Source organism: Mesorhizobium sp. M0088, assembly GCF_040322895.1.
Classification (GTDB): Bacteria; Pseudomonadota; Alphaproteobacteria; order Rhizobiales; family Rhizobiaceae; genus Mesorhizobium.
Genome location: NZ_JAMYUI010000001.1, coordinates 281,035 through 304,827, shown reverse-complemented (window position 1 = coordinate 304,827; position 23,793 = coordinate 281,035). Strand labels below are relative to the sequence as shown.

Annotated in this window: 21 protein-coding genes; 12 read left to right on the top strand and 9 right to left on the bottom strand. The window is 62.7% G+C overall.

The features are described 5' to 3' along the window. Positions 1 to 13: 13 nt before the first annotated feature. The gene (locus NKJ67_RS01390; protein WP_023811594.1) at positions 14 to 463 is read left to right on the top strand and encodes a hypothetical protein; all 450 of its coding nucleotides are present in this window, start codon (positions 14 to 16) and stop codon (positions 461 to 463) included. A gap of 75 nt (positions 464 to 538) precedes the next feature. Then, positions 539 to 1,618 carry a glycosyltransferase gene (locus NKJ67_RS01385; RefSeq protein WP_023811595.1) on the top strand — a complete coding sequence of 360 codons (1,080 nt, stop codon included), beginning with the start codon at positions 539 to 541 and terminating at the stop codon, positions 1,616 to 1,618. A gap of 142 nt (positions 1,619 to 1,760) precedes the next feature. Here NKJ67_RS01385 and NKJ67_RS01380 read toward each other — a convergent pair whose 3' ends face one another. Next, on the bottom strand, positions 1,761 to 2,783 hold the full coding sequence (locus tag NKJ67_RS01380) for a phosphoribosyltransferase (protein ID WP_352439754.1): 1,023 nt from the start codon (positions 2,781 to 2,783) through the stop codon (positions 1,761 to 1,763). A gap of 52 nt (positions 2,784 to 2,835) precedes the next feature. Continuing rightward, positions 2,836 to 4,332, bottom strand: a complete 1,497-nt coding sequence (locus NKJ67_RS01375; protein WP_023811597.1) for a lipopolysaccharide biosynthesis protein — start codon at positions 4,330 to 4,332, stop codon at positions 2,836 to 2,838. Between the two features lie 184 nt (positions 4,333 to 4,516). On the opposite strand from NKJ67_RS01375, the gene NKJ67_RS01370 reads away from it, so the two are divergent. The 6 genes from NKJ67_RS01370 (at position 4,517) to NKJ67_RS01345 (ending at position 12,223) form a co-directional block, all read left to right on the top strand. Next, positions 4,517 to 5,689, top strand: coding sequence for a glycosyltransferase (locus NKJ67_RS01370; protein WP_352439753.1), 1,173 nt, complete (start codon positions 4,517 to 4,519; stop codon positions 5,687 to 5,689). 40 nt (positions 5,690 to 5,729) lie between these two features. Further along, positions 5,730 to 6,725: a glycosyltransferase family 2 protein gene (locus tag NKJ67_RS01365; protein ID WP_292563527.1), complete on the top strand. Its 996-nt coding sequence runs from the start codon at positions 5,730 to 5,732 to the stop codon at positions 6,723 to 6,725. Beyond that, a complete protein-coding gene (locus tag NKJ67_RS01360; RefSeq protein WP_127321007.1) occupies positions 6,725 to 7,675 on the top strand; it encodes a glycosyltransferase family 2 protein in 951 nt (316 codons plus the stop codon). The genes NKJ67_RS01365 and NKJ67_RS01360 overlap by 1 nt, the downstream gene beginning before the upstream one ends. Further along, positions 7,665 to 8,633 carry a glycosyltransferase family 2 protein gene (locus tag NKJ67_RS01355; protein ID WP_352580187.1) on the top strand — a complete coding sequence of 323 codons (969 nt, stop codon included), beginning with the start codon at positions 7,665 to 7,667 and terminating at the stop codon, positions 8,631 to 8,633. The genes NKJ67_RS01360 and NKJ67_RS01355 overlap by 11 nt, the downstream gene beginning before the upstream one ends. A 74-nt stretch (positions 8,634 to 8,707) precedes the next feature. Beyond that, positions 8,708 to 9,604: a UTP--glucose-1-phosphate uridylyltransferase gene (locus tag NKJ67_RS01350; protein WP_127328794.1), complete on the top strand. Its 897-nt coding sequence runs from the start codon at positions 8,708 to 8,710 to the stop codon at positions 9,602 to 9,604. Positions 9,605 to 9,835: 231 nt separating this feature from the next. Then, entirely contained in the window at positions 9,836 to 12,223 is a 2,388-nt protein-coding gene (locus NKJ67_RS01345) for a polysaccharide biosynthesis tyrosine autokinase (protein ID WP_127328793.1), read from the top strand. A gap of 76 nt (positions 12,224 to 12,299) precedes the next feature. Here NKJ67_RS01345 and NKJ67_RS01340 read toward each other — a convergent pair whose 3' ends face one another. The 3 genes from NKJ67_RS01340 to NKJ67_RS01330 all read right to left on the bottom strand — a co-directional run bounded on the left by NKJ67_RS01340 (position 12,300) and on the right by NKJ67_RS01330 (position 16,408). Further along, complete coding sequence (locus NKJ67_RS01340; protein ID WP_352580186.1) at positions 12,300 to 13,058, bottom strand: metallophosphoesterase family protein; 759 nt, start codon at positions 13,056 to 13,058, stop codon at positions 12,300 to 12,302. A gap of 247 nt (positions 13,059 to 13,305) precedes the next feature. Then, positions 13,306 to 14,388, bottom strand: a complete 1,083-nt coding sequence (locus NKJ67_RS01335; protein WP_352580184.1) for an acyltransferase family protein — start codon at positions 14,386 to 14,388, stop codon at positions 13,306 to 13,308. A gap of 112 nt (positions 14,389 to 14,500) precedes the next feature. Beyond that, positions 14,501 to 16,408: a propionyl-CoA synthetase gene (locus tag NKJ67_RS01330; RefSeq protein WP_352580183.1), complete on the bottom strand. Its 1,908-nt coding sequence runs from the start codon at positions 16,406 to 16,408 to the stop codon at positions 14,501 to 14,503. Between the two features lie 143 nt (positions 16,409 to 16,551). Here NKJ67_RS01330 and NKJ67_RS01325 point away from each other — a divergent pair, with 143 nt between their 5' ends. From NKJ67_RS01325 to NKJ67_RS01310, 4 genes are all read left to right on the top strand, one after another. Next, entirely contained in the window at positions 16,552 to 17,400 is an 849-nt protein-coding gene (locus NKJ67_RS01325; RefSeq protein ID WP_352580182.1) for a DUF2259 domain-containing protein, read from the top strand. 442 nt (positions 17,401 to 17,842) lie between these two features. Then, positions 17,843 to 18,130: a PqqD family protein gene (locus tag NKJ67_RS01320; RefSeq protein ID WP_032898709.1), complete on the top strand. Its 288-nt coding sequence runs from the start codon at positions 17,843 to 17,845 to the stop codon at positions 18,128 to 18,130. Further along, positions 18,130 to 18,564: a lasso peptide biosynthesis B2 protein gene (locus tag NKJ67_RS01315; protein ID WP_352580181.1), complete on the top strand. Its 435-nt coding sequence runs from the start codon at positions 18,130 to 18,132 to the stop codon at positions 18,562 to 18,564. Before NKJ67_RS01320 ends, NKJ67_RS01315 begins: the two co-directional genes overlap by 1 nt. Continuing rightward, complete coding sequence (locus NKJ67_RS01310; protein WP_352580180.1) at positions 18,561 to 19,547, top strand: phosphoenolpyruvate carboxykinase (ATP); 987 nt, start codon at positions 18,561 to 18,563, stop codon at positions 19,545 to 19,547. Before NKJ67_RS01315 ends, NKJ67_RS01310 begins: the two co-directional genes overlap by 4 nt. A gap of 217 nt (positions 19,548 to 19,764) precedes the next feature. On the opposite strand, the gene NKJ67_RS01305 is transcribed toward NKJ67_RS01310, so the two are convergent. From NKJ67_RS01305 to dhaK, 4 genes are all read right to left on the bottom strand, one after another. Further along, positions 19,765 to 20,724 (bottom strand): glycosyltransferase family 4 protein, encoded by a 960-nt coding sequence (locus NKJ67_RS01305; protein WP_352580179.1) that lies wholly within the window; start codon positions 20,722 to 20,724, stop codon positions 19,765 to 19,767. After that, positions 20,721 to 21,578 carry a glycosyltransferase family 2 protein gene (locus NKJ67_RS01300; protein ID WP_236383302.1) on the bottom strand — a complete coding sequence of 286 codons (858 nt, stop codon included), beginning with the start codon at positions 21,576 to 21,578 and terminating at the stop codon, positions 20,721 to 20,723. Before NKJ67_RS01300 ends, NKJ67_RS01305 begins: the two co-directional genes overlap by 4 nt. Positions 21,579 to 21,700: 122 nt before the next feature. After that, entirely contained in the window at positions 21,701 to 22,726 is a 1,026-nt protein-coding gene (locus tag NKJ67_RS01295) for a nucleotidyltransferase family protein (protein WP_256746725.1), read from the bottom strand. A gap of 64 nt (positions 22,727 to 22,790) precedes the next feature. After that, entirely contained in the window at positions 22,791 to 23,777 is a 987-nt protein-coding gene (dhaK, locus tag NKJ67_RS01290) for a dihydroxyacetone kinase subunit DhaK (protein ID WP_352580178.1), read from the bottom strand. Positions 23,778 to 23,793: the final 16 nt, after the last annotated feature.

Genomic DNA, 23,793 nt, shown 5'->3' with positions numbered 1-23,793 from the left:
AAGGAGGTATCGCATGATCGAGATTTCCAGACGCTCGGCCCTGGCCGTCATGGCTGGCGGAGTGGTTTCGACAGGGGTCGCCTACGCCGCCGTTTCCTCGTTCTCGGACGAGGATCTGGTGCGCGTCACGCTGGAAAAATACCTTGGCAAGTTGAACATCCGCATAGAGCATCTGCAGCAGTTCGTGCTGGCGTTCCGCGACAGGAATCCATGGAACTTTCCGAGCGAAAAACTGAGTGACGCCGTCACCTTGGTGGAGGAGCTCAAACTGGGGGCCGCGCGCCGCTTGCTGCCCCAGCGGAAGCGGGAAGATCTGCTGCATTTCGACCGCTGGGTCGTCGCCGAATTCCATATGCTGACGGACTACGCCTGGCGCAGTTCGCCCAACGACCCGATCCGATTTACCGGCTGGCAATCCTGTACCAATCCCTTCGCCAATCTGGAGCCGCCGAAACTTGCCTGACGTCGAAAAGAGAGGCGGCGGACTTTGCCTGTTGTCTCCGAGCAAGGAATACGAGATGCGACAAGGAGCCCGATCATGAAAGTTCTCTTTGCAGGCGGCAACGGCTACCCGCCCGAGTTCAGTGGCGGCGTTCAGTCGAGCACGCATCATCTGGCCGAACAGCTGATCGAGCACGGTCATGAAGCCGCTGTGCTCGCCGCCCTGTTCGGTGACGGTGTCTTCGGCTTCAAGGCGCGCGCCAAGATGAAGCTGTTGCGGCAGCCGGCGGTTGTCGACAGCTATCCCGGCTATCCGGTGGTGCGGGCCTGGTTTCCCTGGGAAGCGGCGGGCTATGCCGTCGACAGGCTGAAACCCGATGTCGCCGTGGTCCAGTGTCACAAATCGGTTCCGATCGGCAAGGCGCTGCAGGCGGAGGGCGTGCCTCTGGTCGTTTATCTCCGCAATGTCGAGTTCCATGAATTGGGCGGCGATCTGCGCGAATTGCATTCAGCGCTTTACATCGCCAATTCGGACTTCACCGCACGTACCTACAGACAGGAGTTCGGCATCGAGGCGGTGGTAATCCCGCCCACCATCAACCCGGCGCACTACTCGACGCCAACGACGGGCCAGTTCGTCACGCTGATCAACCCTTATGAGGAAAAGGGGTTTGAACTCGCGGTGCGGATCGCCGGCGCCTGCCGCGAAATCCCCTTCCTGTTCGTCGAAAGCTGGAAGCTCGACGACGATCACCGGGCGCGGATCGAACAGACGATCGCTCCCTTGGGCAATGTCGTCCTGGAGAGCCGCACCAGCGACATGAAGACGGTCTATGGCCGCACGAAGATCCTGCTTGCTCCCAGCAAGTGGGAAGAGGCGTGGGGCCGCGTCGCTTCGGAGGCCCATTGCAGCGGAATCCCGGTTGTCGGCTCGCGGCGCGGCGGTCTGCCCGAGGCTGTCGGCTCCGGTGGCGTGGTGCTGGATTACGATGCTCCGCTGGCCGATTGGGTCGCGGCCGTCAGGCGGCTGTGGAACGACAACCAGGAATATGACCGGCTTTCAAGCCTCGCCCGCAGCTTCGCCGGGCGCCCGGAACTCGATCCCGATCGCCAGTTCATCACCTTCTTCTCGATACTGGACAGGGCGATGCAGCAACGCGCGCGACAGGCGGCCTAGAGGAGTTCGCCGTGTCACGGAAACGGCGAACTCCTCTAACTCTTTGTTTTGATCAATTCCCAAGGGAAAGCGCTATGCGCTTTTCCCGGGAAAACCGTTCACACTTTTCCTGGAATTGCCCTAACGGCGCCGCCTGAGCAGGTCAGGCCGGGCGTTTGACCCGGCTTTTCAGCGTCTCGTAGCCGCGGGCGCCAAGCAGGGCGCGGGCAATGGTCTTGGCAGCGCTCTTGCGGCCCTCTTGCGACTTGATCTGCCGCAGCCTTGCCGGCAGGTTCCTGGCCGCCTGACCAAGTGCCGGCAGCGACAGCGTGTTGGGAAAGCTGACCATATGCGTTTCGACGCACAGCACCGGCTTGCCTGACAGTTCGGTGATCCTCAGCGCCTGTTCGTGCTCGCTCTCGATGAACAGGATGGCATCGGACTTGCGGTAGAAGTCGGCCTTGAAACTGCCATGCGCGCCGAGCCGTTGCCGTTCCGCCTTGCTCGGCAGATCGAGCATGATCAACTGGTCGTATTTGATCTCATGCTTGGCGAGCCATGCCTCGGTGAGCGCGCGGTATTTCTCCAGCCGGCTGGTGACCAGCCAGCCGATCCTGTGGGTCGCGACATGGAGCGGCCGCGCTTCGCTGAGGAATTTCTCATAGGCCGGGCCGTCGTCGTTTTCCGCCTCTGTCGGATCGAGGCACAGCACGCCGTCAATATCGACGCAGCATTGCGCCAGGAATTTATGATGCATGAAGTTCCACTGGAACATGCGCGGATGCGGCACGACTTCGAAGACGAGGTCGGTTTCCTGGTGCTGGGGCTCAAGGCCGAACACGGCGGCAAAGGTGAACTCCGCCTCGATGCCCGAAGCCTGGATGCGGGCGCGTGCGTCGCGCATGGCGTTGCCGCCGGCGACGCTGTCGTCGATCACCAGCACCTTGCGCATCTCGGAAACCTTGCGGTCGAGAGCGGCACGGCGCTTGGTGACGCCAGACGTATAGATCCGCCCTTCCAGGAAGCTGTCGAGATCGGTCATCGGGATGTTCGCGGCAAGGCTGACCAGCGTCGCTGCCAAAACGCCGCTTCTCGGCACACCGACCACGAGGTCGATATCGCGCGGCAGCCGGTGCAGGCCCCTGACGATGGCGTCGTTCATATCGGAGATCGATCGGTAGTGCATGGTTCAGACCTGGTCCTGGAGGAGATGTCCGTAGCAGTCGAAGACGCCCAAATTATTGCGCTTCGCGCGCCGCCGCCGCAGGCAGCCTTGCCGGCAGCATCTTGAGGGCCTCGCGCAAGGCTTCGCGGCCGGAGGCGAATGCCAGTGCGATGACGATGGTGATGAGGTAGGAGAGCACGGCGCCGCTGGCCAGGGCGACGACATGCTGCTGGGGCAGCAGGGGCTTGATGAACCAGATCACGGCCAGCGCCAGATGGGCGCCAAGCACGAACGGCGTTGCCGCGCGAAGCACATGGTGCGCCTGCAGCGGCCCGCTCCTGCCGACATAAAGCCACAGGAACGGCGTCCGCAGATATTCGCTGATCGCATAGGCGATCGCCACGCCCAGCGCGCCATAGGGCAGGCCGAGCATGAAAGCCAGCACCGACGTCACGGCCGTTATGATGCCCCAGCGCATGAAATCGCCGGAGCGGCCCTGGCTGACGAAAAGCCACCCGGCCGGATTGTTGAGCGGCTGCAGCAGCCCGGCAAAGCCGAGCGCCAGGAAAATCGAGGCGCTTGCGCGCCATTGCTCGCCGAGCACGAAGGGGATCAGCACATCCGACATCGCGGTGGCGAAGGCGACGCCGGGAAGCGCCACCAGAAGGATCAGCGGCATGACGCGCAGATAGGCGCTGCGGTAGCGATCCGGCTCGTCCTTAAGCCTGGAAAGCGCCGGAACCATCACCTTCGACAGCGGGTTGGTGATCTGGCTCAACGGAAACAGAAGCAGCTTGTAGGCGCGGTCATAGAGGCCGAGTTGCGCCTCGCCCCAATATTTGCCGATCAGCACATTGTCGAGGTTGCGGGCAAAGAAATTGGCGAAGTTGAAGCCGGTGATGCCGGCGCCGAAATTGATCAGCTCGCCGATGCCGGCGACCTTGCGCGGCAGGCCCGGACGCCAGCGCGAGCTCGCCCAATAGCAGAGCGTCGGCAACACGGCACCGGTCAGCGTACCGGCAAACAGGGCCCAATAGGAGCGATCGATAAAGGTCCAGGCGATCGACACCGCAAGCCCGGCAATGGCGCTGGCGACGTCGATGACGGCCAGCCGGCCGAACTGCATGCGGCGTGTTAAGAGCGCCAGATGCTGGGCGCCCAGCCCATAGGCCATGATCTGCAGCCCGAACGCAGCCACCAGGCCCGTCACGCGCGGCTCGCCGTAGAAGGCAGCAACCAGCGGCGCCGCACCCGCAAGCACGCAAGCCAGGATAGCGCTGACGGCGACATTGATCCAGAAGAGGTAGTTCACCTCCTCATGCCGGATGCCTGATTTCTGGATCGTCGCCTGGGTCAGGCCGAAATCCTGGAACAGGGCGATAAAGGCAAGCACCGGCGCGCACATCGCCACGACACCGAAATCCTGTGGCGACAATAACCGCGACAGCACGATGACGGACAGGATCTGTGTCGCGACCCGCACCGATTGCGCCATGGCCGTGACAACCGCGCCGCGCCCAACCGATTTGCGCAAGGAGCCTTCTGGCGGATCGAATGCATTGGCTTCCAAATTCAGGATTCCTGATTTTTTACGTGGATTTCCGAGCCCGAAATCCACGACCGCCGCCGACTACAAACTACGGCAATAATTTTGCAGTGCAACAGAAAACGTCGATGCGTGCAGCAAAAATGTTGCGATGCAGCAAGAGCTGTACTAGCATTCCCTCGGGTGGGCCAACAGCGGTCGAGTTTTTATGCTGCATGTCTTGTACCTTGTGCACGACGTTTCCGACCCGGCGGTGCGCCGGCGGATCACGATGCTCAGGGCAGGTGGGGCCCAGGTCACTTTGGCCGGCTTCCGTCGCACCGCGAATCCGATTGCGGATATCGAGGGACTGCGGCCGATCGACCTCGGCGCGACGCGTGACGGGCGATTCGGCCAACGCCTCGCGGCCGTCGCCAAAGCAGCCGTTTCGATAGGCTCGAAGCTTGGCGGCATGCCAAAACCGGATCTCATCATCGCGCGCAACCTGGAAATGCTGGCGCTTGCCCGCCGCGCCAGGTCAGCCTTCGGTGCATCGGTCCCGATCGTATACGAGTGCCTCGACATTCATCGGCTTGTGCTGCGCAACGATGTCCTGGGCAAGGCGCTGCGCGCCACCGAACGCTTTCTGGCCAGGGATGTGAAGCTGCTGGTGACCAGTTCTCCTGCCTTTATCGCCAATTATTTCAAGCCGTTCGGCCAGGTCGCGGCACCCATCGAGCTGGTCGAAAACAAATATTTCGAGGCCGCGACGATCTTGCCCGGCGCTCCGGAGGCTGAAGAGAGCCCGGCCGGTCCGCCATGGCGGATCGGCTGGTTCGGTGCGCTGCGCTGCCGCCGCTCGCTCGAGCTGCTGGCCGATTTCTCCCGCCGCATGGAGGGCCGCTTTGAAATCGTGCTGCGCGGACGTCCGGCTTTGTCGGAATTCCGTGACTTTCACGGCTTTGTCGAAGCCGAGCCGTGGCTGTCGTTTCTCGGGCCCTACCGCAATCCGGAAGACATGGCGGCGATCTACAACGATGTCCATTTTTCCTGGGCGATCGATTTCTTCGAAGCGGGGCAGAACTCCGAATGGCTTCTGCCCAACCGGCTCTACGAAGGCTGCCGTTTCGGAGCGGTGCCGATCTCGATGGGCAACACCGAGACCGGGCGGTTCCTCAAACAGCAGGATATCGGCGTGCTGTTGCCGCAGGCGTCGCCCGAAGCGCTCGAAGCCGTGCTCGGCAAGATGGAAGAGCATCGCTTCGCCAGGCTGAAGGAGCGCGTTCTGGCTCGCAATCCGAGGACCTGGAGCTACGATCGCAGCGATTGCCGGGCGCTTGTCGAGCGGCTGCGCAGCCTGACGGCCGTGCCCGGCTCCTTTGCCGCCGAGGCATTGGCATAGGATGGCCAAGGATGGACAGAGGCAAGATGGACAGAGATTGATGACGCAGACGGACAAACCCTCATCCAGCCTGATCGTCATTCCGTGCCTGAATGAAGCCGCCCATATCGGTGCGCTGCTCGATCAATTGCGGCCCGCGGCCGCCCGGCTTGGCGCCCGGATCATCGTCGCCGACGGCGGCAGCACCGACGGCACGCTTTCCATCGTCGAGGATGTGATTGCCAAGGACCCGCGGGTTATCCTGCTCCACAACAAGCGGCGCATCCAGAGCGCGGCGATCAATCTCGCCGTCGGTACCTTCGGCGATGGTGCCGACTATCTCATCCGCATCGATGCGCATGGCGGTTATCCCGACGATTATTGCGACCGGCTGGTCGAGGAAGCCTTGGCCACGGGCGCGGATTCGGTTGTCGTTTCGATGCTGACCAGCGGCAGCGGTGCCGTGCAGAAGGCGGCCGCCGCGGCGCAGAACTCCAAGCTCGGCACCGGCGGCTCGAAGCATCGGCATCTTTCGCAGGGACAGTGGATCGATCACGGCCATCATGCACTGATGCGGATATCGGCATTCGGCGCCGTCGGCGGCTACGACGAAGCGTTCAGCCATAACGAGGACGCCGAACTCGATTATCGCCTGCGCAAGGCCGGCTACAAGATCTGGATGAGTGGCAAGACGCAGATGGTCTACTATCCGCGCGCCTCGCTCTCAGGCCTCTATTTCCAGTATCTCGGCTACGGTCGCGGGCGTGCCAAGAATGTGCTGAAGCACCGCGTCATCCCAAAGATCCGGCAGATGGTGCCGCTGGCGGTCTTCCCAGTGGTTCTTCTTGCGGCCTTCTCCTTCGTGCATTGGATTGCGGCAGTGCCTTTGTTGCTGTGGGTGTCGGTGTGCCTGGGCTACGGACTGGTGACGGCTATCCGCCAGGGCAAGGCTGACGTTGCGCTGGCCGGTGTCTCGGCCATGGTCATGCATCTTGGCTGGTCGGTTGGCTTCTGGCTGCAGCTTCTCGGCCTCGGCTCGCGACGCGGAGTGGCCTGATGGCGGTGTCGGCAAAGAACCGCAGCATCGACATCGGCGTCTGCACGTTCCGCCGGCCGGAGCTGGCTGACACGCTGCGCTCGCTCGACGCGATGGAGATGCCGGCGGGATTCGATATCCGCATTATCGTCGCCGACAATGACGACACCCCGACGGCCCGTGACCTGGTGGCGGCGCTGTCGCGGGAATTGACGGTGCCGATCCACTATCGGCATGCCCCGGCGCGCAACATCTCGATCGCCCGCAATGCCTGCCTCGATGCGAGCACAGCGGATTTCGTCGCCTTCATTGATGACGACGAGACGGCCACGCCTCAATGGCTCGCCGAATTGGTCGCGATGGCGCAGCAAAGCGGTGTCGCCGTCGTGCTCGGCCCGGTCAGGGCGCGCTATCGCCCGGATGCGCCGGACTGGATGCGGCGCGGCGATTTCCATTCGACCTTGCCCGTCTGGGTACGCGGCGAGATCCGCACCGGCTACACCTGCAATGTTCTGCTGCGGATGGGCTCGGACAGCCTGCGCGGCCGCCGCTTCAGCCTGGCGCGTGGCCAGACCGGCGGCGAGGACACCGAATTCTTCGACCAGATGCACAAGGCCGGCGGCCGCATCGCCTTCGCGCCCGAGGCGTGGGTCGACGAGGTGGTGCCGCGCTCAAGGGCGGCATTCGAATGGCTCGGCCGCCGCCGCTTCCGCGTCGGCCAGACGCATGGCCATCTCCTGGGCAGCAGCGCCAGCGGCATCGGCCTGGTCAAGCAGGTCGGCCTGGCCTCGGCAAAGGCCATCTATTGCTTCGCCTCGGCACTTCCGGTCGTCGTCAGTCCAGTCCGCAGGAACCGCAGCGTGCTGCGCGGCATTATGCATGTTGGTGTCGTCAGCGGCCTCGTCGGCATCCGCGAAATTCGCCTCTATGGCCAGCCGTCGCCACAGGAGGGAGGCAAGCGTGCAGCCTGACGTCAGCTCTGTCCCGGATGTTTCCTTCGTTATTGCCGCCTACAACGCCGAGGCGACCCTTGATCGGGCGATTGCCAGCGCCATCGCCCAGAAGGGTGTCAGCGTCGAAATCATCGTCGTCGACGACAAGTCGCGCGATGCGACGCTCGACGTGGCGCGGGCCTACCCCGGGGATATCGTCCGTGTCGTCGCCCTGGCCAGCAACCGCGGCCCTGGCGGCGCCAGGAATGCCGGCCTCGACGCCGCCCGCGGCAGATGGATCGCGGTTCTCGATTCCGACGACGCGGTCTTTCCCGGCCGGCTCGCGGCCATGATCGCTCGTGCCGAAAGCGCGGATGCCCAGATCGCCGTCGACAATCTGCAGGTCGTTCGCGAGGATGGCGTCATCGAGGACGCGATGTTTCCGCGGCAGTATCTGGAAGGCTTGCGCGAGATTTCGCTGGCCACCTACATCGCCGGCAACGTCGTCTTCGAATCCAAGTTCAACCTCGGCTATCTCAAGCCGATCTTCCAGCGCGAGTTCCTGAACGAAAACCGGCTTCGCTACGACGAAAAGCTGAGGATCGGCGAAGACTACATCCTGTTTGCCGGCGCCCTGGCCAAGGGCGGAAAATGCGTCGTCGAGCCCGATATCGGCTATGCCTATCATATCCGCAGCGGCTCCATCTCGCGCGTGCTCGAGCTTCACCACGTCGAAGCGATGCGCAGGGCGGATGCCGTGTTCGCTCAAACCCATCGGATGGATGAGGCCGCGCAGGCCGCGTTCGCCCGGCGCGGCCGCAGCCTGCGCAAGGCGGCATCGTTTCTGTCACTGGTACAACACATCAAGGCGCGGTCCCCGCTCAAGGCGATCCGGACTGCGCTCAGCGACCCGGCGGCGGTCAGGCATATGGGCATGCCGATCGCCGTGCGGTTGCGAAGAATGGCGGCACAATTTGCCGTTGGGGCGGGGAGGTGAAGATGCAGGCACATGGAGGGATTTTTCGTGGCCTGTGAATGGACTGAAGTCGATCTCCTCAGAAGGAATTTGCGATGAAGAAAATCAGGAAGGCCGTGATACCGGTGGCGGGGCTTGGAACAAGATTCCTGCCGGCGACCAAGTCGATGCCAAAGGAAATGCTTCCCGTGGTCGACAGGCCTGTCGTGCAATATGCGGTGGACGAGGCCTTCGAGGCGGGCATCGAGCACATCGTCTTCGTGACTGGCCGCAACAAGGCGGTGATCGAGGACTATTTCGACCTGCATCCGGAATTGATCGGCACCCTGGAGCAGACCGGCAAGAAGACCCAGTTGGAGGCGCTCGAAAGCATGCTGCCTGTGGCCGGTGCCACCAGCTTCATCCGCCAGCAATCGCCGCAAGGCCTCGGCCATGCCGTCTGGTGCGCGCGCGAGGTTATCGGCAACGAGCCCTTCGCCTTGCTGCTGCCGGACATGGTGTCCTTCGGAGGGCGCGGATGCCTCGCCGAAACCGTCGATCTTTATGAGCGCACGGGCGGCAACGTGATCGCCGTCGAGCGTTGCGAACCGAGCGAGACCAACAAATACGGCATCGTTGGCCGTGGCGCCGAGATCGGTGGCGGTTTCGAGGTGACGGCCATGGTCGAGAAGCCGGCGCCGGCCAATGCGCCGTCGAATTTCTACATCAATGGCCGCTACATCCTGCAGCCCGAGATTTTCGCGCTTCTGGGCAATCAGCAGCGCGGCGCCGGCAACGAGATTCAATTGACGGACGCCATGGTTCGTCTGTCGAAGGATCAGTCGTTCTTCGCCCAGCCTTTTAAGGGTCGCATGTTCGACTGCGGTTCCAAGGAAGGGTTCATCCAGGCCAACATCGCCTTCGCGCTGGCGCGCGACGACATGAAGGGTCCGGTTTTCGAGATGCTTCAGGAGTTCGTCCGGTCGCATGAACGCCAGGAAGAAGCCGCATAATGCCCATCTTTCGGGAGCATGGTCAGATGGCCGGCGAAGAGAGGGGCCGGCAGGTTCTCGCCGTCTGGCACGACGCTTGCTTGCTTCGCTTCTGGCGATGCTCCCGATCTTCGAGGCGCCTGCAAGCCAAGGCATGATCCCGGAAAGTGGGTCCCGGTTTCCGGAAAAGATCATGTTGAAACAGTGAGATAGAGCCCATTGCGATGGACCGGCTCTAGAATTGGACCGAAGATGAATTATGCCAACTTTCCTCTCGACAAGAGGATGCCATTGCCGAATTCGGACGCAGGAGACGGCGAAGACTTCATCGATATCGAGCGGCTGCTTGGCATGGCCGCACGGCAGGCCAAGGTGGTTGCCGTGTGTGCCGTCATCGGTCTCTTCCTGGGCTTGCTCTATTTGCAGACGACGCCGCCTAAATATCAGTCGGTCGCCAGCGTGCTGATCGATGAGGGCTTGAACAAGATCGTCGACGACATTTCGGCGACGTCGACAACCATGCAGACCGATTCCGCCATCCTGAGCCAGATCGAGATCCTGACCTCGACGCGGCTTGCCGCCGTGGTCGTCGACAAGCTGAAGCTCGACCAGAACGACACGTTCATGAATCCGCCCCAGTCGGCGCTTGCCCAAGGCATAGGCCTCATCCGCGGCCTGATCCAGTATGTCCGACCCAGCTCTTCCATGCCGGGTGGCACTGACTTCAGCAAGCTCGACCCGGCCGCCCGCGATGCACTGATCGCCACGTCGCGCCGCGACTACGCGATCCTCAAGCTGCAGAGCGAGGTGCGGGCAACGCGCATCGGGCGAAGCTACGTCATCGCGCTCGGCTATCAGGCGACGGACCCGGCTTTGGCAAACGCGATCACCAAGGCCTACGCCGATGCGTATCTCGCCGATCAGCTCGACGCCAGCTTCGATGCCACCGAGCGGGCTGCGGTCTGGCTCCAGGGCCGGTTGACGGAGCTGCGCCAGAGCTCGCAGGCAGCTTCGCTTGCCGTTGAGAAATTCAGGGCCGAACATGGGCTGGCCGCCAACAGCGACGGCCAGTTGATGAGCGACAAGCAGCTTTCCGACCTCAACGCCCAGCTTATCGTGGCGCAGGCCGACACCGCGCGCGCCAGCGCCCGCTACCAGCAGTACAAAGCCATTGTCGACAGCGGCTCCGAAAACGCCTTCAAGGATGCCGCCATATCGAGCGACCAGCCGAGCAGCTCGGTCATATCGGCGCTCAAGACCCGCTACCTCACGGTGGCCAAGCGTCTGCAGGACGTCGAGGCGAATTTCGGCCCCGAGCACCCGCAGGCGGTGGCTCTCTCCAAGGAGAAGGCCGACATATCGACGCAGATTTTCGGCGAGCTGAAGCAGCTGACCGAAAGCTATCGCAACGAATATGAGGTGGCGCAGGCACGCGAGACCGCGCTCCGGGCCAACGTCGCGGCCGCACAGGGCAAGAGTTCCGTGGACAACCAGACGCAAGTCAAGCTGCGTGAACTCGATCAGCAGGCGACGGCACTCACCACGCTCTACCAGACATTCCTCGGCCGCTATGAGGAAGCCGCGCAACAGCAATCCTTCCCTGTCGGCAAGATCCGCATCATCTCCGACGCTTCGATGCCGATGGCGGCCTCGAGCCCGCGCACCATCGTCGTGCTCGGGCTTTCGCTGGTGCTTGGCCTGCTGATGGGCGCCGGCTTCGGTGGCCTGAACGAGTTCAACGAACGCTTCTTCAGGACCGGCGAGGACGTGCGCGACCGCGTCAACCTGAAATTCCTCGGCTATCTCCCCACGATCGGCGGCAAGCTCGGCAAGGAAGAAAAGCCGGGCGAGACCCAGGTAGACGCCAAGACCACCCAATCGCTGTCGGCGGCCGAAAGGCGGGCGCGCATGCGGGTCAGCATCGATTCTCCAGCCTCGATGTTCTCCGAAACGCTGCGCAGCGCCAAGATCGCCTTCGACGTCGTGATGGAAGGGCAAGGCAGCCGCGTCATCGGCGTCATCTCGGTGCTTCCCGGCGAAGGCAAGTCGACGGTCGCGGCAAATCTCGCCGGCTTGCTCGCCGCCAATGGCTCCAAGACGCTGCTGATCGACGGCGACTTGCGCAATCCCGGCCTCAGCCGGGGCCTTGGCATGGAAACCGAGCAGGGCTTGATGGAAGCGGTGGTCAGTGGCCAGACCTGGCAGTCCGTCGGCAAGATCGACAGGCAGACGAAGCTGGCGATCATCCCGGCGGTGCTGCGCGGTCATTTCTCGCATACCAGCGAACTTCTCTCCTCGGCCGGCATGCGACGCTTCATCGAGAACGCCAAGGAGACATTCGAATACATCGTCGTCGATCTGCCGCCGCTCGGACCGGTGGTCGACGCCAAGGCCTTCGCGCCGTTGGTCGACGGTTTTGTACTGGTCACCGAGTGGGGGCGCACCCCGCGCGCGATGGTCAGGTCGATGCTGGAATCCGAACCCTATGTCGCCAACAAGATCATCGGCGCGGTGCTGAACAAGGTCGATTTGAAGAAACTGGCCAAATACGGATCGTTCGGCGGGTCGGAAAAATTCTTTGATAAATATTCGAGCTACTATCTGGAAAAGTCAGAAGTGCGCGGCAAGGCGCCGGTGTGACGTCGACCGTTGCGCGAGTGGACCCTCTCTGAGGTGTATCGATCTTCAGGTCAGCACACTTGGATATCGATGCGCGTCAGGAGAAGATCAGCCTGCCTTGCTTGTCGGCGATCCTGACGGCGGTCAGGCGTCCGCTCTGGAAGGCGGCTGTGTCGATGCCGAGCCGGCGCCCTTCGAGCTTCGGGACGTCCACCGGAGTATGCCCGTGCACCACCCAGCGGTCGAGCAGGTGCGTTGCCTCGAAGAAGTCCGAACGGATGTTGGCCAGGTCGTGGTCGGTTTGCGCCGCAAGGTCGACGCCGGGCCTGATGCCGGCGTGGACGAACACGAACTTCCGCGAACGGACCATGATCGGCAGCCCGCGCAGGAAGCTGACGTGATCGTCTGGGATGATCTCCCTTATGCGTCGGTCGATCTGCGCGCTGCTCCCGTAGAGGCTGGCGAGGCGCGCCGGATCGATGCCATAGGAAAACAGGGTTTGCAGGCCGCCCGTCGCCAGCCAGGGCTCGCGGGACAGATTTCCGTCGAGATAGTTCAGCATCGCCACTTCGTGGTTGCCGGCAAGACAAATGCGCTGAAACCCTTTCGGCGGCGGCGCCACGAGGTGATCCAGCACCCGGGCCGACTGAAGCCCCCGGTCGATGTAGTCGCCAAGCATGACGATGATCTTGCGGCTCTGGAAGCGCAGCGAATCGAGCAGGATCTTCTGCTCCAGGGCACGGAGTTCCTTGTAGCAGCCATGCACGTCACCGATCGCATAGACGACGGCGTCCTGCATGTCGATATCGAGGCGCGCACGCGCCGCGATGCGGGGTTTTCGCTGGAACAGGGTCACGTGCGGGGCGTCTCGAGGCAAGCTCTCATACGGAAGGCATAAGTGCCTGTTATCATGCCCGAAACGGAGAATTCCGCAATCGTGGAAAATGCAGCCCCGCCGGGTCGGGACCGCAAATGCATGTTGCTCAGAAATGAGCTCGGTTTTGGGAGAACGATCTGTGGAAACAAAGGCCTGAAGCGGGCCTGAATCCGCTCAGGCGCGATATGCTTTAGGTCGGCAGCCGGCCCGGTCTGCCGGATCGTCGTCAGGCTGCCTTGAGCCGATAACGGAAAACGGTGTGGTCGAGCAGCAGCCGGATGCGTGGTTCGGCCTCGATCGCCACCAGCCAGCTTGCCGCGATCATCGTCGCGCCGACGACCGCCATCGAGAACAGATGTGGCAGACCGGCGCGAACCAGGATGCCGAGCAGGGCCGCGCCGACGACATCGTGCAGCAGGTAGAGCGGGTAGGTCATCAGCCCGATCCGGCGCCAGCCGCTCCAGGAGAGGTTGAGCCGCAGAGACCATGCCATCAGCGCGATGCCAATGAGGAAGATGAGGATCGGCGGCGCGAACGGCATATCCCGCCCGACCTTCAGGATATGAACGTCGACCGAACTGGCGATCTGCAGCACACCACCGGCCAGGAACAGGGCGCAGAAGGCAAGTCGGGCGCCTGTCACCGCCTTGAAGCGCATCAGCCACAGCATGACGCCGGTGGCGAAGAAAACGCCGTGATGCACCAGCAGCAGGTCGAGTGTGCGTGTTTCGGCAAGATCGGCCCAGCCGAGCGGGTAGTAGAGGCACCAGAACAACGTGCTGACCAAGCCGATGGCGACGGCCACAATCTCCATCAGATGGAAGCGGCCAAAGCTGAGCAGGATCCAGACGATGGCATAGAAGGCGATCTCGATGCCCAGCGTCCAGTAGACGCTGTCCACCCATGGCGCGTACGGAACGAACAGGCCGGTGCGTAGGAGCCTGATGACGGCATCGGTCGGCCAACTGAGCCCGACAAGCAGCAGCACCACCGCCGTGACCGGCGCACAGATCCACACGGCCGGCGCCAGCCGTTTCACCCTTGCTTCGAAAAACTGCAGGGGTGTCGACCTTTCGGCGCTGAAGGCGATGACGAAACCGCTGATGACGAAGAAGATCTGGACGCCGACCCAGCCGGATTCGACCCAGGCGCCTATTGCCGGCTGCGGGGGAACGGCGCCCGTGGCGCGCGCCGAAACACCGTCCGGATACGCCCACACCCAGAAGCCATAGTGGTAGACCATGACCATGACGGCGGCGAGAAAGCGCAGGATGTCTACGCCACCAAATGTAATCTTCTGCTGAGCCATGCGACCTTTGTCGATGTCCCCCCGCGAACGACTTTAGGGTGCATTGCTGCGTCGCACAATAAAAGTATTGCTTGCCGATCGAAAAGTCGTCCGCGGCCCACCCTTCAGTGGCTCAAAGTCCGATTCCGCGTTCCTTCAGGGCCTTGGTGATCTCGTCGAGGATGACCGGATCGTCGATCGTCGCCGGCATGGTCCATTCTTCCTTGTTGGCGATCTTCTGCATGGTGCCGCGCAGGATCTTGCCCGAACGCGTCTTGGGCAGGCGCTTGATCGTCACCACCGTCTTGAAGGCGGCAACCGGGCCGATGCGTTCGCGCACAAGGCCGACCACTTCATTCTCGATCAGGCCGACGTCACGCGTCACACCCGCATTCAACACCACGAAGCCCAGCGGAACTTGGCCCTTCATGGCGTCGGCAATGCCGATCACCGCGCATTCGGCGACATCGGGATGGGCCGAAAGCACCTCTTCCATGGCGCCGGTCGACAGCCGGTGGCCGGCGACGTTGATGATGTCATCGGTGCGAGCCATGACGTAGAGATAGCCGTCCTCGTCGACCATGCCGGCATCCGCCGTCTTGTAGAAGCCGGGGAACTCGTCGAGATAGGCTTGGCGGAACCGTTGATCGGCATTCCACAGCGTCGGCAGGCAGCCGGCCGGCAGCGGCAGTTTGATCACCACATTGCCCAGCGTGCCCCGCTGCACCTCATGGCCACCATCGTCGAGCACGCGGATGTCGTAGCCGGGCATCGGCACGCCGGGCGAGCCGTATTTCACCGGCAGCAGGCCAAGGCCGGCGGGATTGATCGTCATCGGCGAGCCGGTCTCGGTCTGCCACCAATGGTCGACCACAGGCACATTCAGCTTCTGCTCCGCCCATTTGATGGTTTCCGGGTCGGCGCGCTCGCCGGCAAGAAACAGCGTGCGGAACCTCGAGAGGTCGTATTTAGCAATGAACTCGCCCTTCGGGTCCTGCCCCTTGATGGCGCGGAACGCGGTCGGTGCGGTGAAAAGGGCTACGACACCATGCTCCGCTATCACCCGCCAGTAGGTGCCGGCATCGGGCGTGCCCACAGGCTTGCCTTCGAACAGGATGCTTGTGCAGCCATGCAGCAGCGGTCCGTAGACGATGTAGGAATGGCCGACCACCCAGCCGACATCGGATGCCGCCCAGAACACCTCGCCCGGCTTGACGCCGAACTCGTTTTCCATCGTCCATTTCAGCGCGACCATGTGGCCGCCATTGTCGCGCACGATGCCCTTGGGCTGGCCGGTCGTGCCCGATGTGTAGATGATGTAGAGCGGATCGGTGGCCAGCACCGGCACGCAATCGACATTGGCGCCCGCTGCCCGTTCGCGGGCGACGGCATCGGCGTAGTCGATGTCGAAATGCTCCTTCAGCTCGCAGCGCAATTGGTCGCGCTGCAGGATCAGGCAGGCGTCCGGCTTGTGGCGGGAAATCTCTATCGCCTTGTCGAGCAACGGCTTGTAGGCGACGACGCGGCCTGGCTCCAGGCCGCAGGATGCCGAAATGATCAGCTTCGGCTTGGCGTCGTCGATGCGGGTGGCAAGCTCATGCGAGGCAAAGCCGCCGAAGACCACCGAATGCACGGCGCCGATGCGGGCACAGGCCAGCATGGCGATGGCCGCCTCGGCCACCATCGGCATGTAGATGATGACGCGGTCACCCTTGCGAATACCCCGGTTCTTCAGCACCGAGGTGAGTGCAACCACCTCGCGCTTCAACTCGGCATAGGTGAACTTCCTGATCGTTCCCGTGATCGCGCTGTCATGGATCAGTGCGATCTGGTCGGCGCGCCCGTCGGCGACATGGCGGTCGATGGCGTTGTAGCAGGTGTTGCAGGTGGCGCCGGTGAACCAGCGGCCATAGACGCCAGCCGTGGCGTCGAACACCTTGTCCCAGGGCGAATACCAGTCGATGGCGCCGGCTGCGTCCGCCCAGAAGCGTTCCGGGTCGCGTTTCCAGCCTTCATAGACTTCGTGATAGCGTGAAGCCATCCATACCTCCCCAGGAATGATTTTCTTCCCTCCAGATAGCGCGCTCTACCCTTGGCCGCAAATGCACGCCATTGTACGGCCGATATCGACCTGGCGCTTGGGGGCAAGCAGCTATGAAATTGCGATTCGAGATTGGAGTGGGGATGTTTGCTGCTGTGCGGATCATCGGGCGCCTTGCGCTCCCATTGGTCATGGGTGTCGTGCTCGCGATCTCCGCTGGAACCGCTCAGGCTGGCGATGCCGCGGCACGGCACATCATCGGCTTTTCGCCGGATGGCGCTTATTTCGCCTTCGAGCAATATGGAACGCTCGACGCCGGCGCCTCGGACTCTGGCTGGTCGCAGATAGACATCATCGATACCCGCACGGATCAGCTCGTTGGCGGTAAGCCGATCCTCGTCGTCGACGAGACGGAGGAGGCGACACTGACGCTGGAGCAGGCGAGGGCGCAGGCCGCCGCTCAGGCGGCGCCCATTCTCGCCCAATATGCCATCACATCCCCAGCCGAGCAGGCGGCTTCCGACAAGTTCACCTTTCCGGGCGAAATGGTTGCCTACAACGACATTTCTCGCCTCGAGCAGGTGTCGCAGAAATGGCTGTCGCCGCTCCATGGCGAAACAGGCATTTCGACCATCCAGCTCGACGAAATCCTGGCGGCCAGCATGAGCGATTGTTCGGCGAGTTTCGATGTGACGCGGCAAGGCGACCAGCTACTTCAAGGGGAAAAGCCACTTCAGGGTGAGAAGGCGGGCAAGGCGCTCGGCTTCCGGCTGACGCTGCAAGGCCAGGATGGCAAGCCGTTCAAAATCCTGCACGAGGACAAGACCGTGCCGGGCTCAAGAAACTGCCCGACCTCCTACAGCCTGTCGGAATCCTACGAACTCACCCCGGCCGGCAAGCCGGCGGTGATCGTCGTGCTGGTGCAGCGTTTCAGCCAGGGTTTCGAGGGGCGCGATCGCCGCTTCCTCGCGGTGACCGGGCAGCCACGCTGAGAGGTCACGCCCAAGCGCCGGCAGCCACTGTGTCTGAAGGTTGTTTCTAGATCGGCAGGGCCACAAGCATGAGGCCAATGCCGCCAGCGATCAAAATGGCTGTGGCCAGCGCTTTTCTGTGACGTTCGAAGCTCGTCGGAGCCCGCTCCCAATTGTAACGCATACGCTATCTCCCCAATACCCGGACAGGTTTTACCTTACTTAGGGGAAGAAATGCAACGTCCGCTGCCGGCAGGCCCGCTGCTTGTCACATTTCATCGATGACTATTTCTGGGACGAATGCGGCCGGGAAGACGCAACCGAGCAGGTTCTAACGCGACTGGCGCGGAGAATCCGTCAGCAAAGCCGTTGGTCCCGTGCACTGGGCTCCCATGATCGGCTGATAGACAGCGCTCCACCTCCGCGCTATCTGATTTCCGGGATGAGCGTGGCTTGGAGGGGCGTGGTGGAAATAGTCTCTGGAACCGTTCTGCGGCTGGCCGAGGATGCCTCGGTGCAGCATGTGGGCGATGGCGCAGTCGTGCTTTTGGCGCGCAGCGGCCAGCTTTATACATGCAACGGCACGACCGAAGCCTTTCTCGACAAGGTGGACGGCGCGCGCAACCTCGACCAGATCGTCGACCTGCTTTGCGAGGAGTTCGAGGTCGACAAGGGGACGCTCGATCAGGACATGGCGGCACTGGCCACGGATCTGATCTCTGAAGGTATCCTCGCCGCGCCAGGTGCTTGATGACTGACGGCCCGCTCCTGCGCGCTCTGTTTCGCTGCCATCTCTGGGCAAGCGCGCGGCTGATGCCGGTCTTGGTCATCAACCGGAGCTTCGAGGAGGTGCTCGAATGGGCGCCGCTCGCCTCGTCGACGCCCTATCGCGGTCTGCCGTCCGCCTACATAGTCGCCAGCGTCAACCGCGCCGTCCGCCATCCCTGGCTGATGCGTGACCGCAGGTGCCTGAGGGAGGGTCTGCTCGGTCATCGTTTCCTGCGCCTGGCCGGCTTCGATCCGGACCTGCGCTTCGGCGTCGATCCGCAGTCGATGCAAGCGCAGCGCCTGGCAGCGCATTGCTGGGTCTGCCTCGATGGCAGGCCGGTGGTCAGCGACAAGCTTCCCGGCATGGTCGAAATCTATCGTCATCATGCCGATGCCGTTAAGGCGCGTCCCGCTTGACCAGACCTTCAGCTTGCTATGGCCTCAACGGCCTGATCCTTGGCATATCGGCCGAGCGCCCGGAGCTGTGGCAGGATTTCGACCGGATGCTGGGCAGCCTGCGTATCGCGGAACCCGTCGAGCCGGACTTTCGTCTCGAGATCGCCGAGACAGACACCTTGGACGAGGCACCCAACGGATCCCTCGTCTTCGATGGCGAGGTGCCGGAGGATGGTCCCTGCCGGATGTTCGAGGATGGTGGTATCATCCATCTGGTCTTTCCCGGGCGTCAGACCGTTGCCATCAATGGCGTGGCGGGATGGGCCGAACTCCGGATCCGCCCTGGCGCGAAAGCCGCGTGGACACCGGCAATGCTGGTGCTCGACGCCGCGCTCGACGCCGGTGGCCAGCATATGCTGCACACTGCCGGCTTGACGTTGCCGGATAGCGATGCGGTGGTGCTGATCCATGCTCCGAGCGGCACCGGCAAGACCACGACGTCGCTCGCGCTGGCAATACAGGGCTTTGGCCTCTGCTCCGACGACGCCATGATCCTGAAAGCCACTTCGGGCAAGGTCGTCGCCTGGGGCTTGCCGCGCGCCGTCAAAATCCACCAGAAGACTGCGGAGATGATCCCGCAGGTGGCGCCCTGCCTTGGCCAGACATGGGATCGCAACGGCGAACAGCCGGTCTCGCTAGAACGGCTGGAGGATATCATCCGGGTGGAAAACGCGTCCGCCCGGCCGGTGGCGGCCCTTCTGCACCTGGCGCGTTCCGCCGGAAGCCAGACCCGGCTAGTCGACATGGCCGGCACCGACGCAATGGTGGCGCTGGCAGTGGACAATGTCCGCACCGGCATGACCGGGCTGCTGCCGATGCAGAAACACCGGCTGGCGACCATCGCCGGGCTGGTCAATGCGGTGCCGACCTTCCGGTTGGAGGTGGGCGCGCGCCCGGCTGACGCTGCGGCACTGATCAGCGCCGCTCTGACGACGCGGGACTGAATACCCCAGGCAACGTGGGGCCGCTATTCCTTGTTCCCAAGGGCGTGGGGATAGCGTGTTTCGGAGTGCTTCTACTTCGCAGTTTTGCGCAAAAACAACGATTTAAGCGCAGCGCCGCCTCGTTATCCTTGCTGCGCGAGGTACGGAAGAGCAAGGGTCCGGGAAAACTCGAATGGCGCTACAAAGGTCAGGTTTGGCAGGGCACACCCGAAGCCGCTCATCTCACGGGCCCGACAGATCCGCCCGCAGTAAGCAACGAGGCAAACATGCGCGCGTAGTTCTCCGCCTGCACGCCCCAATCCCACTCTTGGATCGTCTCGATCATGCGGGCGGCCATCCTCGACCGGAGCGATGGCGTGTCCCGCAACAAGGCTAGCTTGTTCGCAAGCCCCTCCGCAGTTCCATCGAAGAACAGCCCGTTGTCGCCATCCCGAATCAGCTCGGGCATGTTTCCCACACGGGTGGTCACCAAAGGGACACCGCACGCCGCCGCCTCCAAGCAAGGATTGGGAGTGCCTTCGCTGAGGCTGGCGCAGACATAAACGTCGAGATCCCGATAGAAGCCGGGCATCTCGTCATGGCTACGCCAGCGTTGCTCGCGAATCGCCGTCAGTAGGCGCGCGCCCGGCACGGCCGCTACCGCGGGCTCGATGACGTCGTGGAAGCCGCGATGTGCTGGACCATGGTTGCCGAGACTTCCCGCCCATCCGACACGGAGCTCGCCAGAAACGGGTTGCGGCTCTTGTGCGGGACAAAAGAACGTCGTGTCGACTCCATTGGGCGTGTAGTGGACCGGAACACGCAGTAGAGGACCGTATTCGTGCTCGAGCTGCCGATTGTTGACAAAGACAGCGCGCGCCAGCCGGTGCAGGGCGGCGAGCCCGGGCTCGCGGAATTCGCCCTCCAGCTCTCTGTGGCTGCAGATCCCGATGAGCAGCCTGTCAGACCGCCTGGCGAGGGCCGATTCCGGCAGGGGCAGCTTCGAGATCTGGAGCCAATAGAAGATGAGCACGATGTCCGCCGTGTTCACGTCCGACTCAGTCACATCATGTTGAAATCGTTGGACGATCTCGAACCTTCTTTCCAGCGCGCGCCGGAGATTTTGGGTCTTGCGATCAATCGCCCAGCCGGGTCGATCCGCGATCGCCAGGACGCGGGGGAGGTGTACCTCATTCACGAGGCGTACCGCTCAAGCCAGTGCGCCGACCATGGATTGGCCTCGTCCAGATCGTCGTCCGTCGCGCTGGCGCGCACCTGGCTGGCATCCGGCAGCAGAATATCCTCTGATCGCAAGCGGGGTCGCCATCCGTGCCAGCCACGACCAATGACCTCTTCGCTCAGAAACCGGCGGCCAGCATACTTGCATGCGGCGTGCTCTGCGCTAAGGAACAGATAGTGCTTCATGCGAAAACGCTCGGAGTAAAGCCTCACCGGACCCGCGAACCGTACGAGATGGCCGCCTGACCACGCAATCTCCATGGGGCCGTCCTGTTTCTTGTAGGCACGGACGCAGTGTGGGGAGGTTGGCCGGAACGGGTAGTAGGTGCGCAGCGTGTGTTGATAATCGGGATTGTCGTGATCGGGAGCTTCTCTGGTAGGAATGAACGTAAACTCGGAAGATTCGATCGCATTGAAGCCGAGTGCGTCGGCTGCCGCAATGGCGGAGACCAACGATGAGTACGAAGTCGGCGGAAGGTGGATCTCGTCAGCGTCAACATGCATGAACCAGTCTGCTTCGAGCGACTGAAACAGTTCCTCTTTGCGACGAAGAAGGTGCTCCCAGCAATACCAGCCGTTATGCGGGATGGTTTCGAATCCTATCAATCCGGCTCCGCAGTAGCGTTGGGCAATCTCAAGCGTTCGGTCCGTCGACTGATTGTCGCAGATGTAGACCTGTACGCCTTGACGAAAGAGGTTCTCGAGACATCCGGCGACGAACCGTTCTTCGTTCCGTGTCGTAAGGACCGCGACGACTCGCGGGGAACTCCGATCACGCGCAGCATTCGCAATGTGGGTATTGAGATCGGCCAAATTCCTCAATCCTTCGTCGTGTGCTTCCCGACGCAGGCTAAAGACTCAGAGCGGCCAAGCCAAGAGCGCCATCACTTTCCGACCTGAGGTGATGGCGCGACGCGTTTCCGGGGGAGAACGTCTCACACTTTTCCTGGAATTGCTCTGGCCCTGGCCAGCCGTTGGATCCAGCGGAAGGCGTCGCGGCGTAGGCGCGAACCAAGCTTATCCCTGGAATTGACGCCGAGCAGCGTATTCGTGGTGATCAACCGCCTGGCCAGCCGTATGGAGAGATCGGGCTTGATCTGGCCGGCGAGGTCGAGCGCGCGGCTCTCGTCGAACAACCGGCCGGTCACATCGAGCACGATTGCCAACTCGAGCTCGATGCCGGTGGTACGGGCAGCATCGAAGAGGCGTGCTTCCGCTTCGGGTGATTGCAGCGCCCGCACACCTTGCAGCACGTCGACGCAAAGCTGCAGCCGGTGGAATTTGTGGCCGCCGGCGGCGTGCACGATGGCGATTGTGAGAAGAGCCGCCGGCGTGTCTGTCGCGTCGCCGTCGATGGCGCGCAATTCAGGGAAACCCAGCGACAGGCGCCGCCGCATGCCGGTGTTATGCACGAGGTCGCCATGCAGTTCGACCAGCAGGCTGGAATTCTCCTTTTCGAGCCATTTGAATTCCTGCAATTCGTAGGATTCGGCCTCGTCGCTGCCAAGCTCGAAGCCGCATGCCGCGATCACCTGGTTTGCCCTGGCCAGATTGGCGGGTTCGACCAGGATGTCGATGTCGGTGAACGGCCTGTCGGCGACGTTGCGGTAGAGCTTGCGCGCGAAGACCGGCCCCTTGACGATCCGCGCCGGAACATTGTCCGCCGCCAGTCCCTTCATGATGCGGTCGCCATGATACTTCAACAGCATCGACTGGCCGGTGGCGATCGTCGCTTTCTGGCGCAGGTCCTCCAGTTTGTCTCGCAGCTCCTGATCCGACGGCAGTTGCGCGTCGCCGCTGAGCTTGCGCAGCATGATCGGCAAGACGCCATGGAATTCGGCGTTGTCGAGCAGCGACATCAGCGTCTTTGCCGACAAATTATCGACGTCGACAGTCGGCGCCTCCGGATCTGCGTAGCGCAGCAGCAGCTTTTCTTCGGCAGGGGTAAGCGGTGGCAGCATCAACCTGGACAATGTTGCGATTGAAGGGAAAGATGTTGCAGAAAAGCAGGGTGGAAGCCAGCTTTTACATGCCCCAGCGCAGCGCCGCAGTGTGTACCGGCGCGTCCCAAAATCCGGTCGTCTCGTCGTCGAGCATGGTCAGCGTGATCGAGCAGCCGGCCATGTCGAGCGAGGTGACGTAGGAGCCGACCAGCGAACGGGCCACCGTCACGCCATGCTTCTCGAAGATCAGCCGTGCGCTGTTGTACATCAGATAGAGTTCCATCAGCGGCGTGCCGCCGAAGCCGTTGACGAACAGCAGCGCCGAACCCTTCGCCCTGTCCCCGAGATCGCCCAGGATCGCGGCACAAATCTCCTGCGCGATCGCATCGGCGCTTTTCAACATGTCGCGCCGGCGTCCGGGTTCGCCATGGATGCCGACGCCGAATTCCATCTCGCCATCGCCGATGTCGAAAGTCGGCCTGCCCGCCGCCGGTACGGTGCAACTGGTCAGCGCCACGCCCATCGAGCGGGTAGCAGCGTTGACGCCGTCGCCCAGCGCCTTCAGCGGCGCCAGCGCCAGGCCATGTTCCGCGGCCGCGCCGACGATCTTTTCCACCACCAACGTGCCGGCGACGCCGCGCCGGCCCGTCGTATAGGAAGAATTCTCGACGGCGACATCGTCATTGGTCACGATCTGCAGGATGCCTTCCGACATTTCGGCCGCCATCTCGAAGTTCATGACGTCGCCTTCATAGTTCTTGACGATGAACAGGCAGCCGGCGCCCGTGTCGACGGCTTGCGCCGCCGCCAGCATCTGGTCCGGCGTCGGCGAGGTGAACACCTGGCCGGGGCAGGCGGCGTCGAGCATGCCGTGCCCGACTAAGCCGCCATGCAGCGGCTCGTGGCCGGAGCCTCCGCCGGAGATCAACGCCACCTTGCCCGGCCGCAAGGTCTTGCGGCGGATGAATTTGTGCTCGTCGCCAAGCACCAGGATGTCGGCATGGGCGGCCACGAAACCGTCGAGGCTCTCGGTCAGCACCGTGTCCACCGAGTTCATGAACTTCTTCACGATCGTCTCCTCCCGA

Excerpts from the sequence above, each read along its gene's own strand:
- NKJ67_RS01335 (WP_352580184.1), bottom strand. The coding sequence starts at position 14,388 with ATGGCTCAGCAGAAGATTACATTTGGTGGCGTAGACATCCTGCGCTTT.
- NKJ67_RS01390 (WP_023811594.1), top strand. The coding sequence starts at position 14 with ATGATCGAGATTTCCAGACGCTCGGCCCTGGCCGTCATGGCTGGCGGA.
- NKJ67_RS01350 (WP_127328794.1), top strand. The coding sequence starts at position 8,708 with ATGAAGAAAATCAGGAAGGCCGTGATACCGGTGGCGGGGCTTGGAACA.
- NKJ67_RS01295 (WP_256746725.1), bottom strand. The coding sequence starts at position 22,726 with ATGCTGCCACCGCTTACCCCTGCCGAAGAAAAGCTGCTGCTGCGCTAC.
- NKJ67_RS01365 (WP_292563527.1), top strand. The coding sequence starts at position 5,730 with ATGACGCAGACGGACAAACCCTCATCCAGCCTGATCGTCATTCCGTGC.
- NKJ67_RS01360 (WP_127321007.1), top strand. The coding sequence starts at position 6,725 with ATGGCGGTGTCGGCAAAGAACCGCAGCATCGACATCGGCGTCTGCACG.
- NKJ67_RS01385 (WP_023811595.1), top strand. The coding sequence starts at position 539 with ATGAAAGTTCTCTTTGCAGGCGGCAACGGCTACCCGCCCGAGTTCAGT.
- NKJ67_RS01370 (WP_352439753.1), top strand. The coding sequence starts at position 4,517 with ATGCTGCATGTCTTGTACCTTGTGCACGACGTTTCCGACCCGGCGGTG.
- NKJ67_RS01325 (WP_352580182.1), top strand. The coding sequence starts at position 16,552 with ATGTTTGCTGCTGTGCGGATCATCGGGCGCCTTGCGCTCCCATTGGTC.
- NKJ67_RS01315 (WP_352580181.1), top strand. The coding sequence starts at position 18,130 with ATGACTGACGGCCCGCTCCTGCGCGCTCTGTTTCGCTGCCATCTCTGG.
- NKJ67_RS01345 (WP_127328793.1), top strand. The coding sequence starts at position 9,836 with ATGAATTATGCCAACTTTCCTCTCGACAAGAGGATGCCATTGCCGAAT.
- NKJ67_RS01330 (WP_352580183.1), bottom strand. The coding sequence starts at position 16,408 with ATGGCTTCACGCTATCACGAAGTCTATGAAGGCTGGAAACGCGACCCG.
- NKJ67_RS01380 (WP_352439754.1), bottom strand. The coding sequence starts at position 2,783 with ATGCACTACCGATCGATCTCCGATATGAACGACGCCATCGTCAGGGGC.